This window comes from Amycolatopsis sp. NBC_00355, from assembly GCF_036104975.1.
Classification (GTDB): Bacteria; Actinomycetota; Actinomycetes; order Mycobacteriales; family Pseudonocardiaceae; genus Amycolatopsis.
Genome location: NZ_CP107982.1, coordinates 3,551,169 through 3,575,442, shown reverse-complemented (window position 1 = coordinate 3,575,442; position 24,274 = coordinate 3,551,169). Strand labels below are relative to the sequence as shown.

The 24,274-nt window shown below is 71.8% G+C and carries 25 protein-coding genes; 11 read left to right on the top strand and 14 right to left on the bottom strand.

Annotation, left to right across the window (positions count from 1 at the left end):
- Positions 1 to 40: 40 nt before the first annotated feature.
- The 3 genes from OHS18_RS15330 to OHS18_RS15320 form a co-directional block, all read right to left on the bottom strand.
- Positions 41 to 622: a DNA-binding protein gene (locus OHS18_RS15330; RefSeq protein ID WP_328452191.1), complete on the bottom strand. Its 582-nt coding sequence runs from the start codon at positions 620 to 622 to the stop codon at positions 41 to 43.
- Between the two features lie 633 nt (positions 623 to 1,255).
- Positions 1,256 to 2,233 carry a LacI family DNA-binding transcriptional regulator gene (locus tag OHS18_RS15325; protein WP_328452192.1) on the bottom strand — a complete coding sequence of 326 codons (978 nt, stop codon included), beginning with the start codon at positions 2,231 to 2,233 and terminating at the stop codon, positions 1,256 to 1,258.
- A 105-nt stretch (positions 2,234 to 2,338) separates the two neighbouring features.
- On the bottom strand, positions 2,339 to 3,052 hold the full coding sequence (locus tag OHS18_RS15320) for a helix-turn-helix domain-containing protein (RefSeq protein WP_328617503.1): 714 nt from the start codon (positions 3,050 to 3,052) through the stop codon (positions 2,339 to 2,341).
- 9 nt (positions 3,053 to 3,061) lie between these two features.
- On the opposite strand from OHS18_RS15320, the gene OHS18_RS15315 reads away from it, so the two are divergent.
- Positions 3,062 to 3,484, top strand: a complete 423-nt coding sequence (locus OHS18_RS15315) for an NUDIX hydrolase (RefSeq protein WP_328617502.1) — start codon at positions 3,062 to 3,064, stop codon at positions 3,482 to 3,484.
- Positions 3,485 to 3,782: 298 nt separating this feature from the next.
- Here OHS18_RS15315 and OHS18_RS15310 read toward each other — a convergent pair whose 3' ends face one another.
- Positions 3,783 to 4,211, bottom strand: a complete 429-nt coding sequence (locus OHS18_RS15310) for a YybH family protein (protein ID WP_328617501.1) — start codon at positions 4,209 to 4,211, stop codon at positions 3,783 to 3,785.
- A 190-nt stretch (positions 4,212 to 4,401) separates the two neighbouring features.
- On the opposite strand from OHS18_RS15310, the gene OHS18_RS15305 reads away from it, so the two are divergent.
- Both OHS18_RS15305 and OHS18_RS15300 read left to right on the top strand, forming a co-directional pair.
- A complete protein-coding gene (locus OHS18_RS15305) occupies positions 4,402 to 4,902 on the top strand; it encodes an MmpS family transport accessory protein (RefSeq protein ID WP_328617500.1) in 501 nt (166 codons plus the stop codon).
- A gap of 17 nt (positions 4,903 to 4,919) precedes the next feature.
- Positions 4,920 to 5,663 carry an ABC transporter permease gene (locus OHS18_RS15300; protein ID WP_328618527.1) on the top strand — a complete coding sequence of 248 codons (744 nt, stop codon included), beginning with the start codon at positions 4,920 to 4,922 and terminating at the stop codon, positions 5,661 to 5,663.
- Here OHS18_RS15300 and OHS18_RS15295 read toward each other — a convergent pair.
- Both OHS18_RS15295 and OHS18_RS15290 read right to left on the bottom strand, forming a co-directional pair.
- The gene (locus tag OHS18_RS15295; RefSeq protein WP_328452202.1) at positions 5,647 to 6,333 is read right to left on the bottom strand and encodes a histidine phosphatase family protein; all 687 of its coding nucleotides are present in this window, start codon (positions 6,331 to 6,333) and stop codon (positions 5,647 to 5,649) included. The two genes, OHS18_RS15300 and OHS18_RS15295, sit on opposite strands and share 17 nt — an antisense overlap.
- A gap of 10 nt (positions 6,334 to 6,343) precedes the next feature.
- Entirely contained in the window at positions 6,344 to 8,227 is a 1,884-nt protein-coding gene (locus OHS18_RS15290) for a Na+/H+ antiporter (RefSeq protein WP_328452204.1), read from the bottom strand.
- Between the two features lie 139 nt (positions 8,228 to 8,366).
- Here OHS18_RS15290 and OHS18_RS15285 point away from each other — a divergent pair, with 139 nt between their 5' ends.
- Positions 8,367 to 9,944 carry a beta-N-acetylhexosaminidase gene (locus tag OHS18_RS15285; RefSeq protein WP_328617499.1) on the top strand — a complete coding sequence of 526 codons (1,578 nt, stop codon included), beginning with the start codon at positions 8,367 to 8,369 and terminating at the stop codon, positions 9,942 to 9,944.
- Here the strand turns inward: OHS18_RS15285 and OHS18_RS15280 are convergent.
- Positions 9,941 to 10,423: a hypothetical protein gene (locus tag OHS18_RS15280; RefSeq protein ID WP_328617498.1), complete on the bottom strand. Its 483-nt coding sequence runs from the start codon at positions 10,421 to 10,423 to the stop codon at positions 9,941 to 9,943. The two genes, OHS18_RS15285 and OHS18_RS15280, sit on opposite strands and share 4 nt — an antisense overlap.
- 34 nt (positions 10,424 to 10,457) lie before the next feature.
- Between OHS18_RS15280 and OHS18_RS15275 the strand changes: the two genes are divergently transcribed.
- Positions 10,458 to 11,906, top strand: coding sequence for a carboxylesterase/lipase family protein (locus OHS18_RS15275; protein ID WP_442875416.1), 1,449 nt, complete (start codon positions 10,458 to 10,460; stop codon positions 11,904 to 11,906).
- Here OHS18_RS15275 and OHS18_RS15270 read toward each other — a convergent pair.
- The 5 genes from OHS18_RS15270 to rnhA all read right to left on the bottom strand — a co-directional run bounded on the left by OHS18_RS15270 (position 11,903) and on the right by rnhA (position 17,759).
- The gene (locus OHS18_RS15270; protein ID WP_328617496.1) at positions 11,903 to 14,980 is read right to left on the bottom strand and encodes a glycosyl hydrolase 2 galactose-binding domain-containing protein; all 3,078 of its coding nucleotides are present in this window, start codon (positions 14,978 to 14,980) and stop codon (positions 11,903 to 11,905) included. The two genes, OHS18_RS15275 and OHS18_RS15270, sit on opposite strands and share 4 nt — an antisense overlap.
- 124 nt (positions 14,981 to 15,104) lie before the next feature.
- Positions 15,105 to 16,337 (bottom strand): hypothetical protein, encoded by a 1,233-nt coding sequence (locus OHS18_RS15265; RefSeq protein WP_328617495.1) that lies wholly within the window; start codon positions 16,335 to 16,337, stop codon positions 15,105 to 15,107.
- A 77-nt stretch (positions 16,338 to 16,414) separates the two neighbouring features.
- The gene (locus tag OHS18_RS15260; RefSeq protein ID WP_328617494.1) at positions 16,415 to 16,837 is read right to left on the bottom strand and encodes a hypothetical protein; all 423 of its coding nucleotides are present in this window, start codon (positions 16,835 to 16,837) and stop codon (positions 16,415 to 16,417) included.
- Between the two features lie 10 nt (positions 16,838 to 16,847).
- A complete protein-coding gene (locus tag OHS18_RS15255) occupies positions 16,848 to 17,228 on the bottom strand; it encodes a YchJ family protein (RefSeq protein ID WP_328617493.1) in 381 nt (126 codons plus the stop codon).
- Positions 17,229 to 17,279: 51 nt separating this feature from the next.
- Complete coding sequence (gene rnhA / locus OHS18_RS15250; RefSeq protein ID WP_247054110.1) at positions 17,280 to 17,759, bottom strand: ribonuclease HI; 480 nt, start codon at positions 17,757 to 17,759, stop codon at positions 17,280 to 17,282.
- 89 nt (positions 17,760 to 17,848) lie between these two features.
- Here rnhA and OHS18_RS15245 point away from each other — a divergent pair, with 89 nt between their 5' ends.
- From OHS18_RS15245 to OHS18_RS15225, 5 genes are all read left to right on the top strand, one after another.
- On the top strand, positions 17,849 to 18,562 hold the full coding sequence (locus OHS18_RS15245) for a Crp/Fnr family transcriptional regulator (protein ID WP_328452218.1): 714 nt from the start codon (positions 17,849 to 17,851) through the stop codon (positions 18,560 to 18,562).
- 113 nt (positions 18,563 to 18,675) lie between these two features.
- On the top strand, positions 18,676 to 18,822 hold the full coding sequence (locus OHS18_RS15240) for a hypothetical protein (protein WP_328452220.1): 147 nt from the start codon (positions 18,676 to 18,678) through the stop codon (positions 18,820 to 18,822).
- A 220-nt stretch (positions 18,823 to 19,042) separates the two neighbouring features.
- On the top strand, positions 19,043 to 20,008 hold the full coding sequence (locus OHS18_RS15235) for a hypothetical protein (protein WP_328452222.1): 966 nt from the start codon (positions 19,043 to 19,045) through the stop codon (positions 20,006 to 20,008).
- Between the two features lie 8 nt (positions 20,009 to 20,016).
- The gene (locus OHS18_RS15230; RefSeq protein WP_328452223.1) at positions 20,017 to 20,643 is read left to right on the top strand and encodes a hypothetical protein; all 627 of its coding nucleotides are present in this window, start codon (positions 20,017 to 20,019) and stop codon (positions 20,641 to 20,643) included.
- Positions 20,644 to 20,704: 61 nt separating this feature from the next.
- Positions 20,705 to 21,484 (top strand): DUF1684 domain-containing protein, encoded by a 780-nt coding sequence (locus OHS18_RS15225; RefSeq protein ID WP_328617492.1) that lies wholly within the window; start codon positions 20,705 to 20,707, stop codon positions 21,482 to 21,484.
- Between the two features lie 21 nt (positions 21,485 to 21,505).
- On the opposite strand, the gene OHS18_RS15220 is transcribed toward OHS18_RS15225, so the two are convergent.
- Entirely contained in the window at positions 21,506 to 22,000 is a 495-nt protein-coding gene (locus tag OHS18_RS15220) for an AMIN-like domain-containing (lipo)protein (RefSeq protein ID WP_328452227.1), read from the bottom strand.
- Between the two features lie 187 nt (positions 22,001 to 22,187).
- Positions 22,188 to 22,865, bottom strand: a complete 678-nt coding sequence (locus tag OHS18_RS15215) for an MBL fold metallo-hydrolase (protein ID WP_328617491.1) — start codon at positions 22,863 to 22,865, stop codon at positions 22,188 to 22,190.
- Positions 22,866 to 22,995: 130 nt separating this feature from the next.
- On the opposite strand from OHS18_RS15215, the gene OHS18_RS15210 reads away from it, so the two are divergent.
- Positions 22,996 to 24,216: an acyltransferase family protein gene (locus OHS18_RS15210; protein ID WP_328617490.1), complete on the top strand. Its 1,221-nt coding sequence runs from the start codon at positions 22,996 to 22,998 to the stop codon at positions 24,214 to 24,216.
- Positions 24,217 to 24,274 lie beyond the last annotated feature (58 nt).

Below are 24,274 nucleotides of genomic sequence, written 5' to 3'. Positions count from 1 at the left end.
GGTCCGTCCTTGTCGGTGATCTTGCTCGGGGAGGCCCAGCCTAGAACGGCGAGCCGAGCGTGGCGATGAGGCGCGCGACGTGCTCCGGGTCACCGCCCGAGAGGAGCCACTGGCGCGGGGTCGCCGGGTGGTCGTTGATCACCAGATCGGGTTGGGGAGTGCTCATGAACGCGGCGACGACCAGCGCGGGCTGGTCCTCGGGCAGGGCTTTGAGCACGACCTCGAGGCCGGGCAGCACACCCGAGCCGGCGAACTGCCACGCCGGGAGCCGCCAGCCGCCGTCCTTCCAGCCGGTCAGGCGCCCTTCCTTGAGGCGGTGCCGGATCCGGCTGTCGTCGACCCCCAGGGCTTTCGCGGCTTCGTTGACACTGAGAGCGCCTTCGGCGAGCACGGCGTGGGCGGCGACGGTGCGCGCCCGGAAGTCCGGCTCTTCTTCTCGCCGCGGCGAGAGGTCCAGGCCGACATCGGTGAGCGCGGCGCGCTGGTCGGCCGAGAAGTAGTGCGAGGGATCCGGATTCGGTGGGGACAGTCTGCGCGCCGCGTCTTCGACGAGCGTCAGGAACTCGTTCGCGTCGACCTTCAGACCCGCCTTGGCGAGGATGTTCTCCAGCGCTACAGACATGCCGCTCAGGTTAACCCGAAACAGCGCGGCTGTGCGGGTTCGTGCGGGTTCGTGCCCTATCTGTGGGCGAATTCACCAGAGATCGACACTTTACGCACATCATCCAACACGTTGAGTAGGCAACTTTCGCAAATTCTGCCCGCATCGGGCGAGCTTGTCCAGGCTTGACACGCCACGGTCCGAGCCTTACGTTCCGTGTGAGTAAACGATTTCCGCTCCGTGCTCACAGGATCCGGCGGGTTGCCGCCGGCCATGGGGGACACAGGGGGTGGGGCGTGCCTGGGGGGCCTGGCACGAGCCGGCCCCCCAGGCACGTCTGTCCCCGGCTCTCGCCTCCGGTCCGGATTCGCGTGAGCCGACTCTCTGCGTACGCGGGCCGACTCTCCAGGCACGCGAGCCGACTCTCTAGACACACGAGCCGACCATCCTTGTACTCGAGCCGGTGCTCCAGACACGCGAGCCGATTCTCTGCGTACGTGGGCCGACCCTCTGGGGACGCGAGTCGACTGTCCGGGTACGCGAGCCGACCCTTCTGGGTAGGCCCGGCCGGGCGACCTGGGCGCGTGAATCGACTTCTCGGTGCGTGAGCCGATCCGCTCGGTGAGCCAGACGACCTTCCGCCGGGCCGTGGGGTCAGCGGCGGGAACTCTTCCGCTCGATCAACCGGGCTTCCAGCGTGGTGGTGGTCGTGTCGCGGGTGCTGTCCGAGATGCGCGCCAGCAGCAGTTGCGCCGCTACCCGGCCGACTTCGTAGGCCGGCTGGGCAACCACCGTCAGGGGCGGGTCGATCAGGGTGGTCCAGGGGGCGTCGTCGAAGGAGACGATGCCGATGTCGCGGCCCGAGCGCAGGCCGCGGGCCGACAGCGCCTCCAGGACTCCGATCGCCATCGTGCTGTTCGCGACCAGGAGCGCGTCCGGCGGGGACGGCTCGTCCAGCAGCTCCAATGCCGCCAGCCGGGCTCCTTCCGCGCGGTACTCCGCCCGCCGGGACACGACGTTGTCCTCGCCGACCACGTCGGCGTAGCCCGCAAGGCGGTCGTCGGCCGTGCGGACGCCCGCGGGGCCCGTCAGGCAGCCGATCCGGCGGTAGCCGCCCGCCAGCAGGTGGCGGGTCGCCTCGGCCGCCGCGTGGCGGGTGTCGACCAGCACCTGGTCGCCCGCCGCGGCCGGCAGCGGCCGGTCCACCGCCACCAGCGGCGTGCCCTGGCGGTGCAGGCCCTCGACGTTCGTCGACCGGCCCGTCGGGGACAGCACCACCCCGGCGACCCGCTCCTGCAGCGCGACCTCGATGTAGCGCCGCTCCTTGTCCTCGTTTTCGTCCGAGTTGCAGAGCACCACCGAGTAGCCGGACCGCTGCGCGAGGTCTTCGACGCCGCGCGCGATCGCCGTGAAGAACGGGTTCTCGACGTCGGAGATGATCAGCGCGAGCACCGCCGTCTCCTGCCGGCGCAGGTTCCGGGCCAAGCCGTTCGGGTGATAGCCGAGTTCGGTGGCGGCTTCCTGCACCCGCGCGGCCAACGTCGGGTCCACTGTGGACTTGCCGTTGAGCGCGCGCGACACGGTCGCCGTGGAGACGCCGGCCCTCGCCGCGACGTCGCTGATGGTGGCCACACACCCTCCCGACCGAAGCCCTGGTCACACGTCGAGGGGAGGATAGCGCTCCCGGTGGTCGCGCACCGCCCGCTCACCGATCCGGGCCGCGCCCCACCTCCGCCGTTACGCCGAACGGGCCTCGTCCACAGTGGACCGCCCGGCGAAGTAGACGCGCGGGGTCAGGCCGGTCAGCGCGCGGACGTCCCGGCTGAGGTGCGCCTGGTCGGCGTAGCCCGCGGCGGCGGCCAGCGCGGCCAGCCCCGGTGTCCGCATCGCCAGCGAGACCGCGCGCTGGAACCGGCTCACCCGCAGGTAGGTGGCCGGCCCGTAGCCGATCGCCTGGACGAAGCGACGCCGCAGCCGGCGTTCGGCGACGCCGACGCGACCGGCGGCTTCGGTGACCCGGGTGGCCCCGGCGTCCAGCCGTGCGACCAGCGCCGCCACCGCCGGATCGGGCGGTGGGGCGCCCGGCAACCGGGCGGCGACCGCAGCCGCCGGGGACAGGTCGCCGGAAAGCAGCCGCTCGGCGAGCAGCTCACCCTCGTGGCCCCACAGCTCACGCAGGGGGACGCGGCGATCGCGCAGCTCGTCGGCGGCCACGCCGAGTACCGCCGCCGCGCGGCCGGGGGTGAACCGGACGCCGCGCATGACCTCGCCGGGCGCGGTCACCGACGACCAGGCCCGGGTGTCCGGGCCCGCGACGAACACGCCGGCCTCGCCGACGACCAGGTCCAGGCAGCCATCGGGCACGATCCGCTTCGGCGCGGAGGCGGCCGACCGCCACACGCAGCGGGCGACGCCCCGCAGCGGCGGGGGTGGTGCCACCTCTTCGTACATACTCCGATCATGCACCTTGGGTCCGACAATTTCGCGCCGCCCGTCGACTCGCTGGCCTGGATCCACGTCCGCGACCGGCGGCTGCTGTCGGTCCGCACCACCGGAAAGACGAAGTTCTACCTGCCCGGCGGCAAGCGCGAGCCGGGCGAGGGCGACGTCGCGGGGTTGTGCCGGGAGATCCGTGAGGAGCTCGGGATCACGCTCGACCCGCTCAGCTTCCGGTTCTTCGCCGCGCTGGAAGAGCAGGCGGACGGGTTCGCCGACGGCCGCCTGGTGCGGATGACCTGCTACACGGCCGCGCACGAGGGCGAGCCGGCGCCGTCGCGGGAGATCGCGGAGGCGGCCTGGCTGGGTTCGGCGGACGCTTCGCGGTGCCCGCCGGCCGGGCAACGGGTGCTGCGGATGCTCGCCGAAGCCGGCCTGGTGGATTGAGCACGGCTCGAGTCCGCTTCGTGTGCCCGCCCACTGGATGCTCGCCGACGGGGCACGGGTGTGGGGGATGCATGTCTGAAGCCGACCTGGTCGATCGGTGACAGTTTGAGCCTCACGACGCTGCGCCCGCCTATCGTGCCGAAGCCGAAGCCGAAGCCGAAGCCGAAGCCGAAGCCGAAGCCGAAGCCGAAGCCGAAGCCGAAGCCGAAGCCGAAGCCGAAGCCGAACGGCTCGAGCCTCACGACGCCGCGCCCGCCTACCGTGCAGATGCTCCCCGACGCCGGGGCCGAGCGGCTGGTCACGGGTCGAGGTCCACCACCCCACGGCCGCTGGACATGTCGAAGGGCACCGAGGCCTGGTCGTGGACGATCAGCCAGTCGCCGTCGATCTTGCGGAAGCAGAACGTCGCTCTGACCCACATTCCGTTCGTCACCGTTCCGTCGCCCAGGGTGCCGCTGAGGCGGCCGAAGCAGTGGCCGAACGCCACGTCGTCACCCACGGTGAGAGTCAGGTCGCGGACCTCGTAGCTCACCTCCGCGAAGAACGTGAACGCTCTCGCCCAGTTCTTCAGCTTCGCCTCGACCCCGACGTGCTGCAGCGGCGGCTCGACGTCGAACGACACGACGTCCGCCGCGTAGATCCGCCTGAGCGCGTCGAGATCCTTGGCGTGGATCCCGTCGACGATCTTGCCGATCTGCTGCCGGATCACGTCGTGTGCCGTTGTCATCGCTGTCCCCTTCGGTTGTGGACCTCCACTGATAACGACGATGCAGCCCGCGCGAATGTGAGGTCCGCGGCGCGCCCGATTGGGTGAAAGTTGGACTTCTCACCGATCGGGCGCTAACGCGGAGTCAGGTCACGGCGAGATGTAGGCGACGCACTCGACGGAAGTGCGCTCGACGAGAGAAGACCTCTCCATGGGTGTTCCGATCGTGACGCCGTCCGCCCCGCCCGCCCCGCCTGTCCCGCTCGCCGGACGTGATCGCGGCCGCTGCCGGCCCACCGGCAATGTGGTCGTCGTGCTCGGGGTGCTGGTCCTGGCCTTCGTCGTGACGTCGTACGTGGTGCCGCGGTCGGCTCGCGGCCCGGTCAAGGAGGAGCCCGTCGCCGCTCCCGTCGTGCCGGCCGCGGTCAGCACCGTGACCCACTCCGTCGTCTACGAGCTGCTCGGTACCGGCGGCGCCCGCAACGTCACCTACTCGGCCGCGGGATCGGCGCTCGTCCAGGAGGCCGAGGTCGCCACACCGTGGTCGGCGACCTTCACCCGCGTCGGCCCGGCCGACCGCACCGAGTTCTACAGCATCGCCGCGCAGAACCCCGGCCCCGGCGAGCTGCGCTGCCGGATCGTCGTCGACGGCGTCGTGCTCTCCGAGAAGGCCACCAGCGAGCCGGGCCGCCAGTTCAGCTGCGCCGTCTGAAAGCCGCGTAGGGCAGGATCGAAGGTGTGATCACCTTCGGGCCCGCCCTGATCGCGGTGCTGGTCCTGCTGGCCGTGGCGGGCGCCGCCATCGTCCACTGGGGCGAGCTCGGCCAAGGGCGGGCGGTGCTGATCGCCGCCGTCCGCGCGGTCGCGCAGCTGGCCCTCGTGTCGCTGGTGATCACCGCGATCCTGCGCTCGAACCCGCTGACCGGCCTGTTCGTGCTGCTCATGTTCGGCATCGCGGCGGCGACGTCCGCGCGCCGCGCCGGCGGCTGGTCGAACCTGCCGTGGACGGCCCTCGCGATCGCCGCCGGTGTCGCACCGGTGCTGGCGCTGGTCCTCGGCGCCGGCGTCGTCCCGCTGCGCCCGATCGCGGTCGTGCCGATCGCGGGCATCGTGATCGGCGGCGCGATGACGGCGACGTCGCAGGCCGCGCGGCGGGCGCTGGACGAACTCGAAGCCCGCCACGGCGAGTACGAAGCCGCTCTCGCACTCGGGTTCATGCCCCGCCCGGCCGCGCTGGAGATCTGCCGCCCGAGCGCCGGCCACGCCCTGATCCCGGCGCTCGACCAAACCCGCACGGTCGGCCTGGTGACCCTGCCCGGCGCGTATGTCGGGGTGCTGCTGGGCGGTGCGGGCCCGCTCCAGGCGGGCACGACGCAGGTGCTCGTCCTGATCGGGCTGCTGGCCGCGGAGGCCGTGTCGATCCTGGTGACCGTGCAGCTCGTCGCCGCCGGGAAGCTCAGCCGAGCGGCGTAGCCAGGTGCGCGGTGTCGTTGAAACGCCGCACGATCCAGTGGTCGCCGTGCAGCACCAGGTGCGAGATCGAGCCGTTGTCCGCGCCGAGGAACGCGAACCGTTCGACCGAGCGGCTGGCCTGGGCGAACACCTCGCCGATCACGCCGCCGTGGGTGAACACCGCGACCCGCTGGTCGGGGTGGGCGGCGGCGATGCGGGTGAGCGCGCCGCGCAGCCGGGCGCCGAACGCCTCGTCGGACTCCGCGCCCGGGATGACGTCCCAGCGCTGCTCGGCCCACAGCCGGTCGACGATCGGGTGGCCGTCGGTCGTGTACTTGCGGAAGAGGCCGTTTTCCCAGTCGCCGAGGTGGATCTCCCGCATCTCGGGTTCGACGACCGGCGTGATCCCGAGCTTCTCGGCCAGCGGCGCCGCGGTCTGCGCCGTGCGGCGCAACGTCGTCACGTAGATCGCGTCGATCCGCTCGCCGGCCAGCCGGACGCCGACGCGCTGGGCGTGGTCGCGGCCCTCCGGCGCGAGGTCCGGGTCGGCCTGGCCCTCGACCAGGTCGAACGGGTCGCTGGCCCGGGCCGGCGCGGATTCGCCGTGCCGGACCAGGAAGATCTCGGTGGCGCCGGTCGGCGGGGTGAACCGGTGCTGCCGGTACTCGATCTCCTGCTCGGGCGTGCTCATGGCCTCGACCCTAGCCGAGCTGTTTGTCCACGAAACACCATCGCCAGGTCTCGCCGGGCTCGAAGCTGCGCATCACCGGGTGCCGGCTCTCGTGGAAGTGCCGGGTCGCGTGGCGGCGCGGCGAGGAGTCGCAGCACGCGACGTTGCCGCACTTGAGGCACATCCGCAGGTGCACCCAGGTCGTCCCTTCCTCGACGCAGGCCGCGCAGGTGTCCGGCGAGCTGGGATCCCGGTCGACCCACTCGTGGGCCAGGTGCTTGCACGAACCCGCGGTCGCGGCCGGGGTGCGCAGCTCGCGCCCCTCGACGTCGGGTTCCTCGTCCGCCCGGTCGAGCATCGACTCCTCGATGTCGAGGCCCTCCAAGACCTTCCGCAGGACGTCGTCGTCGGCGCTGCCGGCGGCACGGGCCTTCAGGAACTGCTCGCGTTCCACTTCCAGGAGCTGGATCCGCAGTCGGCGGTAGGCGTCGCTGGGCGTCTCGGCCAGCACGCTCTGCCGGCCGAGCTGCTCCCACGCCGAGTCGGACCGGTTCTGCAGCCGGTCGCGGATGCGCTGGATGATCTCGGGCGGGTCGTCGGGCTGCCGGATCTCCTCGAGCTTCGCCAGCGCCGCGGTGGTCATGTCGTGCAGCACGGACGCCTCCTGCAGCGCGTCCTCGGCCGGGTCCGGCCGGGGCAGGCGCAGCCGCCGGATCAGCGGCGGCAGCGTCATGCCCTGCACGGCGAGGGTGCCGGCCACGACGACGAACGCGGCGAGCACCAGCACGGCGCGCTGCGGGGTGTCCGTCGGCAGCACGAACGCGGCGGCGAGGGTCACGACCCCGCGCATCCCCGCCCAGGAGATCACCGCGGAGTAGCGCCACGGCCAGATCTTCGCCTGCGCCTTGTTCGGCAGCAGCCGCCGTTCGAGCCGTTTCACGGTGCCGATGCCGATCAGCCACAGCATCCGCGTGAGGATCGTCGCGGCGAGCACCGCCACGCAGATCCAGGTCAGCAGCCCCAGCGAAAGCCCGGATTCGCTGACCTCGCTGAGGATCCGCCGCAGCTGCAGGCCGATCAGCAGGAAGACCATGTTCTCCAGCAGGAACGCGATGGTCTGCCAGTTCAGCCTGCTGGCCAGGCGCGCGGAGCCGGAGAGGATCTTCGGGGCCTTGTGCCCCAGGATCAGCCCGGCGACGACCACCGCGAGCACGCCGGACCCGTGGATCGCCTCGGCCGGGATGTAGGCGATGAACGGCACCGCGAACGACAGCGCGGTGTCGAGCACCGGCTCGTTCATCCGCGCCCGGATGAACGCGGCCGCGAACCCGATGACCAGGCCGACCACGATCCCGCCGATGGCCGCGCGCAGGAAGTCGGCGCCGACCTGCCAGAGGCTGACCGAGCCGGCCAGCGCGGCGACGGCCGTGCGCAGGGCGACCAGCGCGGCCGCGTCGTTGAACAGGCTCTCGCCTTCGAGCAGCCGGATCAGCTTGCGGGGCATGCCGACGCGGCGCGCGACGACGCTGGCGGCGACCGCGTCCGGCGGGGCGACGATGGCGCCGAGCGCGATCCCGCCGGCCAGCGGCAGGCCGGGGATCACCGCCCAGGCGACCAGGCCGACACCGAAGGCGGTGAACACGACCAGCCCGACCGACATCAGGCCGATCGCGCCGCGGTTCTTGCGGAAGTCCACGAGGGACGTCTGGATGGCCGCCGAGTACAGCAGTGGCGGCAGCAGGCCGAGCAGCACGACCTCGGGGTCCAGGTGGTACTCGGGGACGCCGGGCACGTAGGACGCGCCGACGCCGACGACGATCAGGCACAGGGGTGCGGACCAGTCCAGCCGCCGCGCGAGGGCGCTGACGATGAGGACGGTCACGACCAGGGCCACTATCTCTGCCGCGATGTGCACGGGGTAATCATCACCCGGACCGTCGTGGCGGTGTGCCGCGCGGGTCCGTTCTGGTTGAATCTTCCCCGGCTCGGGGAGCGGACGCCGCCATCTCCTCCGGCCCTGCCTGATCCGTTTCGTCCGATCATGGAGGGTTCTGATGGCGGTCTCACGGACCAGACGTGTGCTGTGGCTCGGCCTGGTGGCCGCGCTGACGGCCGCGGCGCTGGCTGGAGGCGGGTCCACCGCCTCGGCGGCGCCCGTCCCGTTCAGCAGTGTCGTCCCGGCGCCGGCGAGCGCGGTCCCGGCGAGCGGGGTGACGTTCACCCTCGGCTCCGGCGTCGCGATCTCCGCCGACGTCGCCGCGATCGGCGAGCAGCTCGCGACGACCCTGCGCCGGTCCACCGGCTACACGATCCCGGTGCACTCACCGCCGTCCGGCACCGACGGCGTCCGGCTGCTGCTCACCGGCGCCCCGGATTCGGTCGGTGACCAGGGGTACCAGCTCGACGTCACGGCGTCCGGCGTGGTCGTGCGGGCCCGGCAGGCCGCGGGCCTGTTCGCCGGCGTCCAGACGCTCTTGCAGCTGCTCCCACCGGCCGCGCAGGGCGCCACCACGGCGGCGGGGCCGTGGGTGCTGGCCGGCGGCCGGATCACCGACCGGCCGCGGTTCGGCCACCGCGGCGCGATGCTCGACGTTGCCCGGCACTTCTTCACCGTCACCCAGGTCGAGCGCTACGTCGATCAGCTCGCCCGCTACAAGGTGAACACGCTGCACCTGCACCTGGCCGACGACCAGGGCTGGCGGATCGTGATCAACGGCTGGGAGCGGCTGGCGACCTACGGCGGCAGCACCCAGACCGGCGGCGGGCCGGGCGGTTACTACACGCAGGCCGACTACGCGGCGATCGTCGCCTACGCGCAGGCGCGGTACATCACGGTCGTCCCGGAGATCGACATGCCGGGCCACACGAACGCCGCGCTGGCCTCCTACGCCGAGCTGAACTGCGACGGCAAGGCGCGCCCGCTCTACACCGGCACCGACGTCGGGTTCAGCACGCTGTGCACGTCGAAGGAGATCACGTACACGTTCCTCGACGCCGTCCTCGGCCAGCTCGCCGCGTTGACGCCGGGCCAGTACCTGCACATCGGCGGCGACGAGGCGGCGTCGACGAAACCGGCGGACTACAAGACGTTCATGAACCGCGTCCAGCAGCTCACCGCGTCGCACGGCAAGAGCGCGGTGGCCTGGCACGAGGTCGTCAACGCGACCCCGGCGGCCGGCACCGTCGCGCAGTTCTGGGACACCACGACGAGCAACAGCGCGGTGGCGACGGCGACGAAGAACGGGACGAAGCTCGTGCTGTCCCCGGCGAACCACGCCTACCTCGACATGAAGTACACGTCGAGCTCGCCGATCGGGCAGGACTGGGCCGGGCTGGTCGAGGTCGAGAAGGCCTACGACTGGAACCCCGGCGCGTACCTGTCCGGCGTCGCCGAGTCCGCCGTCTCCGGCGTCGAAGCTCCACTGTGGACGGAGACGGTCAAGACGAGCGCCGACGTCGAGTACCTGGCCTTCCCGCGGCTCGCCGCGATCGCCGAACTCGGCTGGTCGCCGCAGAGCACGCACGACTGGACGGCCTTCTCGAAGCGGCTCGCCGCCCAGGGACCGCTCTGGAAACTGCTGGGGCTCAAGTACTACAAGTCGCCGCAGGTGCCCTGGCCGGCCGGTTCCTAGCCGCGGCGGCGGCGCAGGTACAGCCCGAGCCCGCCGAGCAGGGCCACCGCGCCGCCCGCCCAGGCCAGCCCGGCGCCCCACACCGGGCCGAGCGACATGCCCTCGTCGTAGTGCGGCCGGGCCGGCTCCGGCACGGTCGCGGCGATTTCGTCGACGCGCTGCTGGATGCGGGCCCGGTCGACCGTCGACAGCGAGTCCGCGCCCAGGTTCTTCGCCAGCGCTTCGACGTCGTCGTTCTGCGCGTCGCTGAAGCCCGGGAAGCGCACCGAGGACCCGCCGCGCGGCAGGCAGGCCAGCACCACGCCGTCGGACTCGTCGAAGTGCACCTCACCCGACCCGCACTCCGCGCCCGGTCTCGCGAAGTCGGCGACGTACGCGTTGTCGGCGGCGTGCTGTTCCGCGACGCCGGCGAGCACCGCGGCCGCGCCGATCGCGGTGAGGGCGACGAGCAGGACGACCGACAGGACGCGGAGCACCATGCGGGCATTGTCCGCCTAGGCTGGCTTCGTGACGATGGCAGAGATCGCGGGTGGCGCGGTGCGCGGCTCCGCGCGGGACGGGGTCAGGACGTTCCTCGGCGTGCCGTACGCCGAGCCACCGGTGGGGGAGCTGCGCTTCCGCGCGCCGCGGCCGACGCCGGCGTGGTCCGGCGTCCGCGACGCGACCGGCTGGGCGCCCCGGGCGCCGCAACCCGAGCTGACCGGGCGGGGCTTCACCGGCGACGAGGACTGCCTCTACCTCAACGTCTACGCGCCGGACGCGCCCGGCCCGTACCCGGTGCTGGTGTGGATCCACGGCGGAGGCGGCGTGATGGGGGCGCCGCACCAGTTCGACGGGTCCGCGCTGGCCCGGCGCGGGGTGGTCGTGGTGACCGTCGCCTACCGGCTCGGCGTCCTGGGCATGCTGCACCTGCCCGGCGTCGCCGACTCGAACTTGTCCCTGCGCGACCAGGTCGCCGCGCTGAAGTGGGTACGCGGCAACGTCTCCGCGTTCGGCGGCGACCCGGCGCGGGTGACGCTCGCCGGGCAGTCCAACGGCGGCCGCACGGTCGGCACGCTGCTGGCCGTGCCCGCCACGCGCGGGCTGGTCGGCCAGGCGATCGTGCAGAGCGGCACCGGCGTCGGCGCGGTGGTGCACACCCCGGCCGAGGGCGCGGCGATCGCGTCGCAGGTGCTGGCCGAGCTCGACGTCTCGCCCGCCGAACTGGCGACACTGCCGGTGACGCGGATTCTCGAAGCGCAGCAACGGGTTTCGGCCGCCTCGGGCACCAAGGTCACCTACCGCGTGGTCGTCGACGGCGACCTGCTGCCCGAACGCCCGCTCGACGGCGTCCGCCACGTCCCGCTGCTCATCGGGACGACGGCCGACGAGGAAGACCTGTTCAGCTGGCTGCAGTCGGGCGGCGCGAAGCTCCTGGGCGTGGGCTCGACGATGCTGGGGCCCGCCGAGATCGAGAAGGCCGTCGCGGCGTACGCCGAGCTGCTCGACTGGCCCGAAGACCAGGTCCGCAACCGGGCGCTGACGGCGGGGGACTGGTGGATCCCGGCGATCCGGTTCGCCGAGAAGCAACGCGACGCCTGGATGTACCGCCTCGACTGGCGGATCGCGCCCCGCGGCCGTGGTCTCGGCGCACCGCACGGGCTCGACCTGCCGCTGACGTTCGACGACATCGGCAACAAGAACTGGCGGTTCCTCTTCGCCGGCCGCAAACGCCCGACCGAGCGCTTCCAGGCGCTGGCGACGGAGATGTCGGACGCCTGGGTCCGGTTCATCGCCACCGGCGACCCGGGCTGGCCGCGCTACACGCCACTCGACCGTGTCACACGCCTCTTCGACGACATCAGCACCACGGTCCCCGACCCGGACCGCGCCCAGCGCCTGCTCTGGGACACCCTTCAAGCCGTGAATGGCACATCGAGGGACTCAGAGTCCCTCGATGAGCCATTCACGGACTTGGACTAGACGGTGATCTTGTCGACGTTCGGGCCGCCGTTGGCGGTCGTCGCGGTCGTCTTGATCTTGTTCGCCCCGGCGGTCAGCGTCACGTGCACCGTGACCGTCTGCCAGGTGTCCCAGTTCCCGGTGCCGCCGAAGGCGAGCGCGGACGCCACCTTCGTGCCGTTCACCGAGACGTCCATCGGGCGGTTCACCGTGGTGCCGTTGGCGTACCGCAGGACGACGTCGGCGGGGCCGGCGGCGGCCGCGTCGACGGAGAACTCCACCGCGCTGCCGGTCGCGTTGTCGTAGTTGACGAACCCGCTGCCGGTGAAGCCGGCGTGGTTCGACTCCGCGACACCACTGGTGATCGTGGCGTCCTCGGCCTGGTAGTCGGCCGGGGTGCCGGGACCGGCCGTGCCGTCCGCCGGCACCGTCTTCGTGCCGGTGTTCCAGCCCGCGACCCGCACGGACGGCTTGGCGCCCTTGAGGTCCGCGGTCCGGTACGTCGCGGTCAGCGTGGCCGACTCGCCGGGCCAGAGGCTGACCTGGTTGTCGGTCCACTTCACCGGCAGCACCGGTGCGCCCGCCGCGCCGAGGACGTGCGCGTCGACGAAGAACGCCGGCAGCTTGCCGGTGGAGCTGTTCTTCAGCGTCACCTTGGTGGTCGTGGTGCCGTCGGAGCCGGCCGCCGAAGTCGCCGCCGTGTCGACCGCCACCTGGCCGAGGCCGTTCAGCCCGGACAGGTCGGCGTACGACGTCGTCGGCGTGTAGTACCAGTCGCTGTTGTCCCAGTCGAGCGTGTCGGCCTTGGTGGAGAGCCAGTAGACGTTGCGGCTGACCTCCTTGCCCGACGGGTCGGTCAGGACCAGCTTCGCCAGGTACGTCGTCGACAGGCCGCTCACGGCGGGGATGGTGAGCGCGGTGGTCTTCGCGCCGTCACCGCCCACCGAGAGCGTCTTCGACTGGGTGAACTTCTCCGTCCCGTCGAGGTTGTAGAGCTTGACCGACGCGGTCAGGTTCGACGCCGCGTCGTGGTTGTGGTTGACCACCACGACGGACTTCGTGTCGTACGAGTACTGGATGTGCAGCGGCTCGTTCGCCTTCTTCGCCCCGAAGTAGGAGCCGTTCTGGTCGAGGTAGGCGTCGAACAGCTGCCAGTGCAGCGACGTCCAGCCGCTGTTGAGCATCCAGTAGATGATCCCGGTCGACGGGTTCGAGCTGTCGCTGAAGTTGCGCGAGTGCGACTCGAACTCGGCGCGGACGTTCTCGTACTGTGCCAGCTGCGCCTTGCGGACGAAGTCGTCCAGGCTCGCCGGCTTGCCGTAGCGGCCGGTCAGCGCGTCGCCGTAGAGCTTCAGGTTGGCGAACGTCGAGGACGACGACCGGTGGTACTGCGCGGTCGACGGGCTCTTCCACAACGTGTCCAGCTCACTCGGCGACATCATCCGCTTGAGCGTGTCCATCGTCGGGATGTCCGGCCCGGCGCTGGTCTCGGAGTTGAAGCCCCACGCACCGCCCAGATCGGAATGCGCCTTGTCGTACCAGTAGTTCGGCGGGACGTAGTCGTACGGCCCGTTCATCTTCATGCCGGACGCGCCGAGCTGCGGCGACGACTTCGCCGACGCGGCCGGGACCACCGGGGTGGGCCAGTCCGCGGCGGTCAGCGCGTCGAGGTAGTTCTTCTCGATCGTCGCGTCGGGCGCGAAGTCACTGCCGATGAGGAAGGAGATGACGCTCGGGTGGTCGCGCAGGCGTTCGGCCTCCGCGGTCATCGACGCCTTGGCGACCGGGTAGTCGGCGGCGGTCCAGGGGTCGCCCTTCTCGCTGCCGTTGACCTGGCCTTCCCACTTGTCGCAGCACTCCCAGCCGGGCAGCGTGAGCACGCCCATCCGGTCGGCGAGGTCGAAGAACTCGTCCGGCTCGATGTGCCCTTCCAGGCGCACGGTGTTGAGCCCGAGATCCTTGACGTAGGCGAGCTTGTCCGCCGCGTACTGCTGGTTCCAGCGCAGGAACAGGTCCGGCGAGTAGCCGCCGCCCTTGATCAGCAGCGGGCGTCCGTTGATCGTGTACGACCGGCCGCCGCCGGCGTTCTTCGGCGCCTTGACCTCGCGCACGCCGAAGCTCTCGTGGGAGGTGTCCGACGCCGCGCCGCCGACGCTCGCGGTCAGGTCGAGGTCGTAGAGCGGCTGCCCGCCCATCCCGGCCGGCCACCACACCTGCGGGTTGTCGATCCCGATCACCGGGAAGGTGACGGTCTTCTTTTCCTTGGCCGCCAGGGAAACGGTCTGGCTGATCGCCTTGCCGGCGACCGTGCCGGACACGACGGCCGAGACCGCGGCCGCCGAGTCGTTGCGGACGTCGGCCTTGACGGTCAGGTCGGCGTGCGTCGTCCCGGTCAGCCTCGTGACGACGTGGCCGCCGCGCAGCGCGACCGGCCCGCTGCGGCGGACGAGGACGTCCCGCACGATGCCCATGTTCTGGTCCGGCGGGGTCTGCGCCCAGTCGATCCAGCCCATCGACAGGTCCTTGTCGGGGTCGTTCGGGTAGACCTTGAACGCGACGCTGTTCGTGCCCGCCTTGACCTGCGCGGTGATGTCCAGGTCCTGGCGGGTGTAGGCGCCGGTGACCTGCGCCTTGTCCGCGATCTTCATCCCGTTGACCCAGACGTCGGCCTTGGACAGCACGCCGCTGAAGTCGAGGTAGGTGCGCTGGGTGGTGTCGGTGACGGTGAGGTCGGTGCGGTACCACCACGGGACCTTGAAGTCCGCGGTCGGCACGTTCTTCATGTTCGTCGAGTAGAACGGGTCGGCGTACTTGCCGTTGGCGAGCAGCCCGGCGTAGACGGTCGAGCGCGGGCCGACGGGGTACCAGCCGGCGGTGTTGAAGCCCGGCTTCGAGACCGCCGAGTCGTCACTGACCTGGGCCGAGGACTGGATCAGGAAACCGGGGACCGCGGTGGCCGGCCCGGCCGCGGCGACGGTGGCGCCGGCCGGCACCTGCCCGCCGGCGGCCGCCGGGACGGCCGCCCCGCCCAGCGCGACGGCGAGCGTGACCGCCGCCAACAGCGTCGTCGTGGTTCTTCTTTGCCGATGACTCACTAGCGCGCCTCCTAGGCACCACGGCGGCGAGGAAAGGTGACCATCGTTAGGGAACTTTCCTAACAATTGCGGACGATAGTAGCGGCCCGGTCACCCCGGGAACAGGGGGTGTTCGTCCGGTTGGTCAGCTCTGCGCCGCGTGCCACGCGGCCGCCGCGCGCAGGGCCAGCAGGAGCGGCAGCGAGCCGTCTTCCCAGATCCGCCGTGGTAGTGCCCCGCTCAGCGGGACACCCGCGGCCAGTGCGGCGCCGACCGCCGCGAGGTCGACGTCGAAGAGCGTCGATCCGGCGCTGTAGAGGCGTTCGCCGCTGACCGGGCGAAGGCCGGCGACGTCGCCGCTGTCGACGGCCAGTTCGGTCAGCCCGAAGAACTCCGGCTTCGCGCCGCGCTCCATCCAGCGCGCGAAGCCGACCAGCCGGGTCTCGTGGACGTCTTCGGGCCTGAGCCCGCTTTCCTCGCACAGTTCGCGTTCCATGCCCGCGCGGACGGCGTCGTGCAGCAGCCGCCGGGGTTCGCCGTCCGCGGTCCGCAGGTCACGGGGTTCGAGCGAGCCGCTGCCCGAGGGCGCCAGCAGCAGCCCGCTCGCGGCGTTGAGCGACGACTGCCGGACGGTGACGAGCTTGCCGTCGGTGGTGAAGGCGACGGTGGAGACACCGACGAGGTCGGTCAGGGTGCTGCTGCTCAACGTCCGCAGCGCGCCCGCGGAGTCGGTGAGCTCGGCCTTGCGGAGGTCGTACTCTTCGCCGGTTTCGCCGCGGGTGATGCGCAGCGTGCCGAGCTCGTTCGAGCAGACGGCGTCGAAGAACCGCGCCCGGTGCAGCCGGATCGGCGCGGGCCGGGCGCCGGCGGCGGGCAGTGGATCGCCGTGCATGCCGACGACCGGGCCGTTGAAGAGCAGCCGCCCGCGGGCGCGCAGCGGAAGGACGTGCGGCGCGGTCGCCTTCAGCGCGGGCGGCAGCCGGTAGGGCTCCTCGGCGACGGTGATCGTGTGCTGCGCCGCCCACAGATCCCGGTCGATCGCGGCGCTGACCAGCGCGGTCCCCCGAGCGGGCACGGCGAGGTAGCCCGACGGCGGATAGGCGGCGGGCGGCGGCAGGTCGTCGGTGGGGTAGGGCGCGGCGATCGTGGTGAACTCGAACCCGGCCCAGCGACGGCGCAGCAGCCGGACGTCCCGGGTGAAGGTGGTGATCCCGAGCCCGAGCGCGACGACCGAGAGCGCGATGCCGACGGCGCTGGGCAGAATGGTGACGACGCCGAGCAGCACCCCCAGCCCGGACGCGGCGAGCGGCCATTCCCGCGCGCCGACGAAGCCGAAGTAGTCCGCCTTCGCCCGGGCGCGGCGCGTCAATTTCCCCATCGCCGCCGAGTTTTAGCACGGCGGAGGTGGTGCGCGGGACGGGTTTCGGTGACTGCCCTTGATCCGGTCGCCCGGCCTCAGGTTTGCGTGATCCCGAGGTCGGCCTTGAAGAGGGCGACCACCTCGAGCCGGCGGCGATCGACCGCGGCCAAGGTCGCCTGCTCGACGCCGGCGCCCTCGGCGAGCTTCGAGTGCACGTCGACGATCGCGTCGGTGAGGTCCCGGACCGGCCCGGACACCTCGCGATCGGCGAGGACTTCGATCTCGGCCGTGACGGCGTGCAGCCGGGCGTCCTCGGTGCGGGTCCGCTGGCCCGCCATCGCCTGGCCGTAGCTCGCGCTGATCGAGCGCAGGAATTCGGCGTACGCGGCCTGCTTCAGCTTGCCGAGCGCGTCGTCCCGCTGCCACCGGTGGGTGCGCGACGCCTGCAGGTGCTGGAGGTCACCACCGAAGAGGACGCCGAGCAGGGTCCCGGCCACGCCGACGATGACGGTGCCCATCCGGCCCGCCTCAGGCTTCCGCGTCGAGGTAGACCCACTGGCCGGCGTCGCGCCGGAAGCGGCTGTTCTCCTCCATGAAGGCGTCGTGGCCCCGGTGGCGGTAGTGCGCGCGGAACTCGACCGTGCCCTCGTTGTGCAGCAGGCCGCCGCCGGTGCGGGCGAGGATCTCCAGGCGTGTCCACTCCTGGCCGGCGTCGAGCGACAGTTTCCGCGGCCGGGTGTCCGGGTGCCAGGTGCGCAGCAGGTAAGCGGCGTCCCCGACGGCGAAGGCGCTGAACCGGGACCGCATCAGCAGCTCGGCGGTCGGCGCCGCCAAGCCGCCTTCGTGGAACCGGCCACAGCAGGCGGCGTAGGACCCGGTGAGGCCGCACGGGCAGGAAGCGGGAGACATCGGGGAATTGTGCCACGTCGCTGCCTGCCCGGTGCGGCCGTCCTTTGTGGACTAGTCCGCGTTGACCGGCTTGCCGCTCTCGCGCGCCTCCTGGGCGCCGCGCACCGCGAGGCGGTCCGCTCGCTCGTTGCCCGGGAGGCCCGCGTGGCCCTTCACCCAGAGCCACTCGACTTCGTGCTCGCGGACGGCTTCGTCGAGGCGCTGCCACAGGTCCGCGTTCTTGACCGGCTCGCGCGCCGCGGTCTTCCAGCCGTTGCTCTTCCACCGCGGCAGCCACTGCGTGATGCCGTTGCGCACGTACGTGCTGTCGGTGAACACCCGGACCTGCGACGGCCGCTTCAGGCTCTCCAGCGCGCGGATCGGCGCCGTCAGCTCCATGCGGTTGTTCGTCGTCGGGGTGGCTTCGCCGCCGTACAGCTCGCGCTCGTGCCGCCCGTACGTCAGCACCGCGCCCCAGCCGCCGGGTCCCGGGTTTCCGCTGCACGCGCCGTCGGTGTAGATCTCCACGGCCTGTCCGTCCTCGCCTGCCACGGCGGCGACCCTACCGGTCGTCCTGCCCTCGCCCCGGGCCACCACGCCGGGTTACGGTGGAGATCCGGAACGGAGTGGGAGGGGCTCCGATGAGCGGGCACGACGCGAGTGACACGCCCGAGGGCGCGCTGCTGGCCTACCTCACCGACGCCGACCGCGAGTACCTGCTCGCCCAGGGCGTCCGCCGCCGGTTCCGCGCCGACGACTACGTGCTCATGGAAGGCGACCCGTCCGACCACGTCCACGTGCTGGTCTCGGGCTGGGTGCGGATCTCGAAGATCGTCGAGGACGGCCGCGAGGTGCTCTTCGGCCTGCGCGGCCCCGGCGAAGTGCTGGGCGAACTGGCGGCGATCAACGGCTGGGCGCGCACGGTGTCGTGCCGCGCCATCGAACCGTGCCAGGTCGTCCAGTTGACCGGTGCCCAGTTCCTCGCCGTGCTGCGGGCCCGGCCCGAGATCGCCATCGCGACGATCAAGACCGTCGCCGTCCGGCTGCGCGCCGCCGAGAACGCGCGCGTCGCCTCGGCGGCCTACGACGTGAGCCATCGGGTCGCGGTCCACCTCGTGCGGCTGGCCGAAGAGCACGGCCGTACCGTGCCGGAGGGCATCGTGATCGAGGCGGGATTCTCGCAGGAAGACATGGCGGGGCAGGTCGGCGCCGCCCGCCGGACCGTCGCTCGGGCGCTGGCCGTCCTGCGGGAGCGGGGCGTTGTCGAGACCGGCCGCAAACGCATCCTCATCCGCCGGATGCACGTCCTGCGCGCCCTGGCCCGTTCTGAGCCAAACGGCACACAAGGCCCGTGACAACGGGCATCTGCCCCACGCGCTCCTCGCGTCATTCTGGAATCGGCCGGAAAAGAAAAGAGATGCCACCGGCCGGAATCCGTTTTTGAGCGAGGCTCGGGGGAGTGCTTGTCGTGAACGTCTACTGCAAAATCCGGACCCTGGTGAAATCCGTTTCCGCCGCGTTCGCCATCGGCGTGATCGCGGGATTGCTGGTGGCCTCCGGAGATGCCGTGACGCCGGCCGCACCGGCCCCCGCCTCGTCCTGGGTGCAGCGATGAGGAGGTGTGTGATGGAGAGCCACTCGATCTGGGCGCTGATCTTCGGCGCGAACTGACGCACCCGCGGTGCGGCCCGGCCGGCCGGCTCGTGGGGGGTCGACCGGCCGGGCTATTCGCGGGCGCACGAACTGTCCCCGTTTTGTCATTCCACCGCGGAACCGCCGCTGGTAGCGTGACGAGCCGTTCCGCGGCTCCCTTTCCGCCGCAGCGAGGAGGGCCCGTGACGGCGGAGAACTCCTTCCCGTTCGTGCGCGAGCTGAACGAGCTGCGCCGCGGCCGCGGTCTGGACGCCACCGACCTGCACCAGCGGATCGGGCCGTGCCTGCGCGAGGCGTGCGGGATCGCCGAAGCCGACTCGCCCGCCGCCGCGCGGCACAAACTCGTCCTGCGGCTCACCGAGCTCTGCGGCCGGCTGCCCCCGGACCTGCGGCTGGCCGCGCTGGCGGCACTGGGCCTGCACGAAGAGGCGGCCGGGGAGTTCCTGGACCGGCGGATCTCGTGGCTGGCCGGCACGCTCGACCGGGACCCGCGCACCGCGCGCCGCCGCATCGACCTCGCCTTCCGCCGGCTCGACGAGCTGCTCGGCGAACCCGGCCGGGGCCGGGACCCGCATCCACTGGCCGGCTGGTACGTCGAGTCGATGAAGGTGATGCTCCGGTTCGACCGCGATCTCCCGGACCTGCAGGAGGAACGCCGGATCGTCGCGGAGGTCGACGAGCTCGACGAACTGGTCCTGTCCTTCAGCGTCCCGGCCGTGCCCGGCACCGACCCGGCGCCCGACATCACCGCCGACGTGCTCTTCGGCGGCGAAATCGTCGAGGCCAAGCAGATTTCGGCGAGCCACGCGCAGTTCGTCATGCGGCTGCCCAGCCCGCTGCGGCTGGGCCAGCGTCACGAGTACGGCATCCGGTTCACCCCGCGGCGGACGTCGTTGCGGCCGTACTACGCCCTCACCCCGTTGCGCCGCTGCGAGGAGTTCTCGGTCCGCGTCCGCTTCGACCGGGCCGATCCGCCGGCCCGGGTGTGGCGGCTCAACGGCGTGCCGGGCCGGGTGATCGACGACGGCGTCGACTCGGGCGACGCGCTGACGGTCAACCGGGTCGGGGAGGTGGGGCTCGAGTTCCACGAGCTGCACCAGGGGCTGAGCTACGGCCTGCAGTGGTCGTTCGACCCCCGGGAGGAATGAGGGAGGCCATGCGCACCGTCCCGCTGGCCGCGACCGTCGTCCGGATCGGGATCGTCGCCCCGAGCCGCGGCCGGACCGCGCGTTCGGTGCACCTCGGCGTCACCCTCGACGCGGTGCTGGACGACGTGTTCGAGCGCGTCCCGGTGCCCTTCCGGACCCCGACCTGGTACCGCCGCCCGGAAGGGGACAACACGACGCTGGTCATCCCGCCGACGGTGCCGCCGCGGTGGGTCGCGACCGGGCTGGTCGGCCTGGTGGACGACGCGCTGGGGCGCCGCAACCGCCACCTCAACGAGTTCGGCCGGCTGCGCCTGCGGCTGGCGGTCGCCCACGGCGACGTCGTGCTGCGCCCGCCCCACTTCGGCGGTGCCGCCGTCGCGCTGGCGTCCTGGCTGTGCGACTCGGCGGAGCTGAAGGCGGCGATGACCGCGGCCCCGGAGGCGGACCAGGTGCTGATCGTGTCCGACCGGTTCTACGACGACGCCGCCGGCGAAGGCGAGCACGACCTCGACCCGGCGGTGTTCCGGCGGGTCGTCGTCGCGGCCGGTGGCGGCCGCGAAATCGGCTGGCTGCACACCCGTCCGGATGCTGGGACGCGGAATACCGGGCCGGGGGACGGGTTGGCACCGTTGTAGCCGTGTTGCGGGGAGCCTGGTGCGGACCCCCGGACAGGACCGCCGACGGAAGGGCCCAGCGATGAGCACGTTCACGCAGGAGTGGCAGGACTGGAAGACCCGGCGCGAGTCGGACCTCGCCGCACCGCACGGCTGGCTGGCGCTGGTGTCGCTGGACTGGCTGACCGACGCCCCGCGCGAGTACCCGGGCATCCCCGGCCGCTGGTGGCAGGACGCCGACGCGGCGTACGTCGACCCGGCCGGCGCCTCGCTCGAGCACGACGGCGCCCCGATCACGGATGTCCGGCGCTTCGAGCTGGTCAACAGCGGCGCGGGCACGCGCGTGCTGGCCGGCGACGTCGAGATCGAGGTGGCCCGCCGCTCGGGGTACCTGATCCGGGTGCACGACCCGAAGGCCGAGGTGCTGCGCGCCTTCCACGGCGTCCCGGCGTACGAGCCGTCGCCGTCGTGGGTGCTGTCCGGCCGCTTCGAGCCGTTCGACGCGCCGCGGCCGACCACGGTGGGCGCGGTGGTCGAGGGCTTGAGCCACGTCTACACCGCGCCGGGCCTGGTCCACTTCGAGCACGACGGCGCGTCGCACACGCTGACCGCGTTCAACGGCAAGGAAGGCGGCTTCAGCATCCTGTTCACGGACGGGACGAGCGGCGTCACGACGTACGCGGCCAACCGGTCCCTGCCGGTCGGCGCGCCGACCGCGGACGGCACGGTGACGCTGGACTTCAACCGCGCGGTCAACCTGCCGTGCGCGTTCACCGACTTCGCGACGTGCCCGCTGCCCCCGGCGGGCAACCACCTGGCCTTCGCGGTGGAGGCGGGGGAGAAGATCCCGTACGAGCGCTGACGGGATCTTCTCCGCCACCCGTCAGCCGGCGACGTCGATGACGACGCGGTTGGGCGCGGTGAGCGTGAAGACGTTCACCGTGCTCCGCGACCGCACGCCGAGCCCGATGTTCAGGTGTCCCTCGAAGTCCCCGGTGATCGCGACGGCCATGACGTTGCGCAGGTTCCGCGTCCGGAACTTCTGCGGCCCGGGATAGGTGGAGGCCCCGCTGTCGTCGTGCGCGGCGGCGGCGAACGCGGAGACGTCGATGAAGTACTCCCCGGTGAGCCACACGATGTCCCCGGTCGGGTCGGCGGTGAGCTCGTCGACGAGCCGGTAGCTGACGGTGCCGGGCGCGGTCCCGGCGGTGAGGTCGAGGACGATCCGGTCGAAGCCGGGGTTGGCCCCGGTCCGGATGCCGGTCAGAGCGGGAATGGTGGTCGCGGCACCGGCGGGCGCGGCGGCGGCGGTCGCCGTCGCGGTACCGGCGAACAGCAGGACGACGGCGGCGAGCGCGCGTCTGACGGGTCTGGACATGAAGGGCCTCCTGGCGGGTGCGAAACCGGTGGAAGTCCCAGCGCTGGGTAAGAGGGGGACGTCCGGTTCGTCCGGGGAGTTGCCCCGCGTCCGGAACCGTTACCCGGCTGCTCCGAACGTGTCGGCGCCGGTCGTGAGCGGGAAACAGGGTGCCGATCCGGCTTCCCGCTCAGGACCGGCGATCCGCTCACCAGCCGCGCTCGCGCCACTCCTTCAGCTTCGGACGCTCGGCGCCCAGCGTGGAGTCGTCCCCGTGCCCCGGGTAGAACCACGTCTCGTCCGGCAGCTCGTCGAAGATCCGCGCCGACACGTCGTCCACGAGCGACGAGAAGTCCTCGGGAGACGTGGTCCGTCCCACCCCACCGGGGAACAGCGAGTCCCCGGTGAACAGGTGCGGGTGCCCCGACGGGTCCCGGTACAGCAGTGCGATCGACCCCGGTGTGTGCCCGCGTAGATGGATCACCGAAAGAGTGACCTGTCCCACCGAAAGCGTGTCCCCGTGCTCCACCAGGAAGTCCGGCGGCACCGGCAACGGCGAAGCGTCCAGCGGATGCGCCGCCGTGTTCGAGCCGTTGGCGCCGGCCACCGCTCCCAGCGCCTGCCAGTGGTCCTGGTGCTGGTGGGTCGTGACGACCGTGCGCAGGGCCGGCCGGTCGGGGCCGTGGCCGATCAGGTCGGAAATGCGCTCCGGGTCGTTCGCCGCGTCGATGAGCAGGGCTTCGTTCTCCTGGCGGCACACCAGCAGGTACGTGTTGTTGTCCATCGGGCCGACGGACAGCTTGGTGATGGTCAGCGCGTCCAGGGTCCGCCGGGAGGCGTCGCCGCCCGGGTCGACGTGCCCGGTGTAGGTCTCCACGATGTTCACCCCGCACACGGTAGTCGGGGCACCGCAAGCGGTTCCACCCGCACAAGCGCCCGCTCACCTCGCCCCGTAGGCTCGCCGGAGCCCCCGCAGGCCGACCACCGCGCCGACCCGTGCCGACCCTGGGAAGACCGTGCCGACGACTCCGACGCCGCCCCCGGTGCGAGGCGTACGCCGGATCAGCTGGGACCTCCTGCGCGTCGTCGCCGTCCTCGCGGTGATCCTCGGCCATGTCACCCACCAGGGTGCACTTCTGCACCCCGAACTCACGGGGTATCCCTTCCGGGTGACCGCGCAGTTCGGGGCGGCGATCCTCCTGGTGATCTCCGCGTTCTTCGTTTGCGCGAGCCTCCGCAAGGGCAATCCGCGCCGGTGGCTGTGGAACCGGATCGCGCGGCTCGTGCCCGCCTACCTGGTCGCGGTGCTCGTCACCTACCTGGTGACGAGGTATGCGGCCATCCGCTTCAGCGGGCTGCCGTTCCCGCCGGGCGTGACCGGCTTCCTCTTCGGCGTGCCGCAGGGCCCGCCGGCGAACCCCGCGCCCTGGTACATCCCGACCTGGCTGGACCTGGTCACCAACCTCGGCATGGTGCAGGAGTGGGGCATCCGCTCGGGCACGTTCTACTACCTCGACGGCTCCTACTGGACGCTGCCGGTGCAGCTGATGGCGTTCACCGGCGCGGCCCTGCTGTGGCCGCGGTCGTGGCGGACCCACCGGCTGACCGTCGCCCTGCTCTGGGCGCTGATCCTCGTCCCGCTCGCGCTCCGCTTCCTCGTCTTCGCCCCGGGGACCACCGGCCCCGTCGTCGAGACGTTCTACTACGGCCTGGGCCTGCACCGCCTGCACGTCTTCGCGATCGGCGCCGCCCTCTGGCTGTGGTCGCGGGGGAGGCTCGCGCACTGGCACGCCGCCCTCTTCGTGGCCGCCACGATCGCGGCGCAGGACCTGCAGGTGTTCCCGTTCCACGTCGCGCTGCCGCAGGACGCCGAGCGCTGGCCCTCCACGATCGGGTTCGCCGTGCTCCTGCTGCTGGTGTGCCTGGCCGCGCGCGGGCCCGACTGGCGGTTCCCCGGCCTCGCGCGGATCGCCCCGGCTGTCACGTGGCTCGCGGGCACGTCGTATGGTCTTTATCTGGTACACCAGGAACTGGGTTACATCCTGGCCCGCGCACTCATCGACCTCGGTCTCCCCGGCTGGTTCCGGCTCCCGGTGGTCGTCGCCGCCGTCGTACTGGGCGGCTGGGCGGTCACGTCCTGGGTGGAGCGGCCGGTCCACCGGTGGCTCACCCGCCGCAAGGCGACAGAACCGCAGGTCACAGGCTCGGAGCCGGTTTCTGTCGGTGGTGGCTCGTAGCATGGACGCGGCCGCCCGTGCACCTTCTGGCCCGGGCCGGCAACCAGCTGAGAACGAC

What these genes read in the sequence shown, in the direction of transcription:
- OHS18_RS15265 (WP_328617495.1), bottom strand. Translation starts at nt 16,337, where the DNA reads ATGGGGAAATTGACGCGCCGCGCCCGGGCGAAGGCGGACTACTTCGGC.
- OHS18_RS15275 (WP_442875416.1), top strand. Translation starts at nt 10,458, where the DNA reads ATGGCAGAGATCGCGGGTGGCGCGGTGCGCGGCTCCGCGCGGGACGGG.
- OHS18_RS15315 (WP_328617502.1), top strand. Translation starts at nt 3,062, where the DNA reads ATGCACCTTGGGTCCGACAATTTCGCGCCGCCCGTCGACTCGCTGGCC.
- OHS18_RS15220 (WP_328452227.1), bottom strand. Translation starts at nt 22,000, where the DNA reads ATGTCCAGACCCGTCAGACGCGCGCTCGCCGCCGTCGTCCTGCTGTTC.
- OHS18_RS15225 (WP_328617492.1), top strand. Translation starts at nt 20,705, where the DNA reads ATGAGCACGTTCACGCAGGAGTGGCAGGACTGGAAGACCCGGCGCGAG.
- OHS18_RS15230 (WP_328452223.1), top strand. Translation starts at nt 20,017, where the DNA reads ATGCGCACCGTCCCGCTGGCCGCGACCGTCGTCCGGATCGGGATCGTC.
- OHS18_RS15330 (WP_328452191.1), bottom strand. Translation starts at nt 622, where the DNA reads ATGTCTGTAGCGCTGGAGAACATCCTCGCCAAGGCGGGTCTGAAGGTC.
- OHS18_RS15305 (WP_328617500.1), top strand. Translation starts at nt 4,402, where the DNA reads ATGGGTGTTCCGATCGTGACGCCGTCCGCCCCGCCCGCCCCGCCTGTC.
- OHS18_RS15245 (WP_328452218.1), top strand. Translation starts at nt 17,849, where the DNA reads ATGAGCGGGCACGACGCGAGTGACACGCCCGAGGGCGCGCTGCTGGCC.
- OHS18_RS15260 (WP_328617494.1), bottom strand. Translation starts at nt 16,837, where the DNA reads ATGGGCACCGTCATCGTCGGCGTGGCCGGGACCCTGCTCGGCGTCCTC.
- OHS18_RS15255 (WP_328617493.1), bottom strand. Translation starts at nt 17,228, where the DNA reads ATGTCTCCCGCTTCCTGCCCGTGCGGCCTCACCGGGTCCTACGCCGCC.
- OHS18_RS15320 (WP_328617503.1), bottom strand. Translation starts at nt 3,052, where the DNA reads ATGTACGAAGAGGTGGCACCACCCCCGCCGCTGCGGGGCGTCGCCCGC.
- OHS18_RS15280 (WP_328617498.1), bottom strand. Translation starts at nt 10,423, where the DNA reads ATGGTGCTCCGCGTCCTGTCGGTCGTCCTGCTCGTCGCCCTCACCGCG.
- OHS18_RS15285 (WP_328617499.1), top strand. Translation starts at nt 8,367, where the DNA reads ATGGCGGTCTCACGGACCAGACGTGTGCTGTGGCTCGGCCTGGTGGCC.
- OHS18_RS15295 (WP_328452202.1), bottom strand. Translation starts at nt 6,333, where the DNA reads ATGAGCACGCCCGAGCAGGAGATCGAGTACCGGCAGCACCGGTTCACC.
- OHS18_RS15310 (WP_328617501.1), bottom strand. Translation starts at nt 4,211, where the DNA reads ATGACAACGGCACACGACGTGATCCGGCAGCAGATCGGCAAGATCGTC.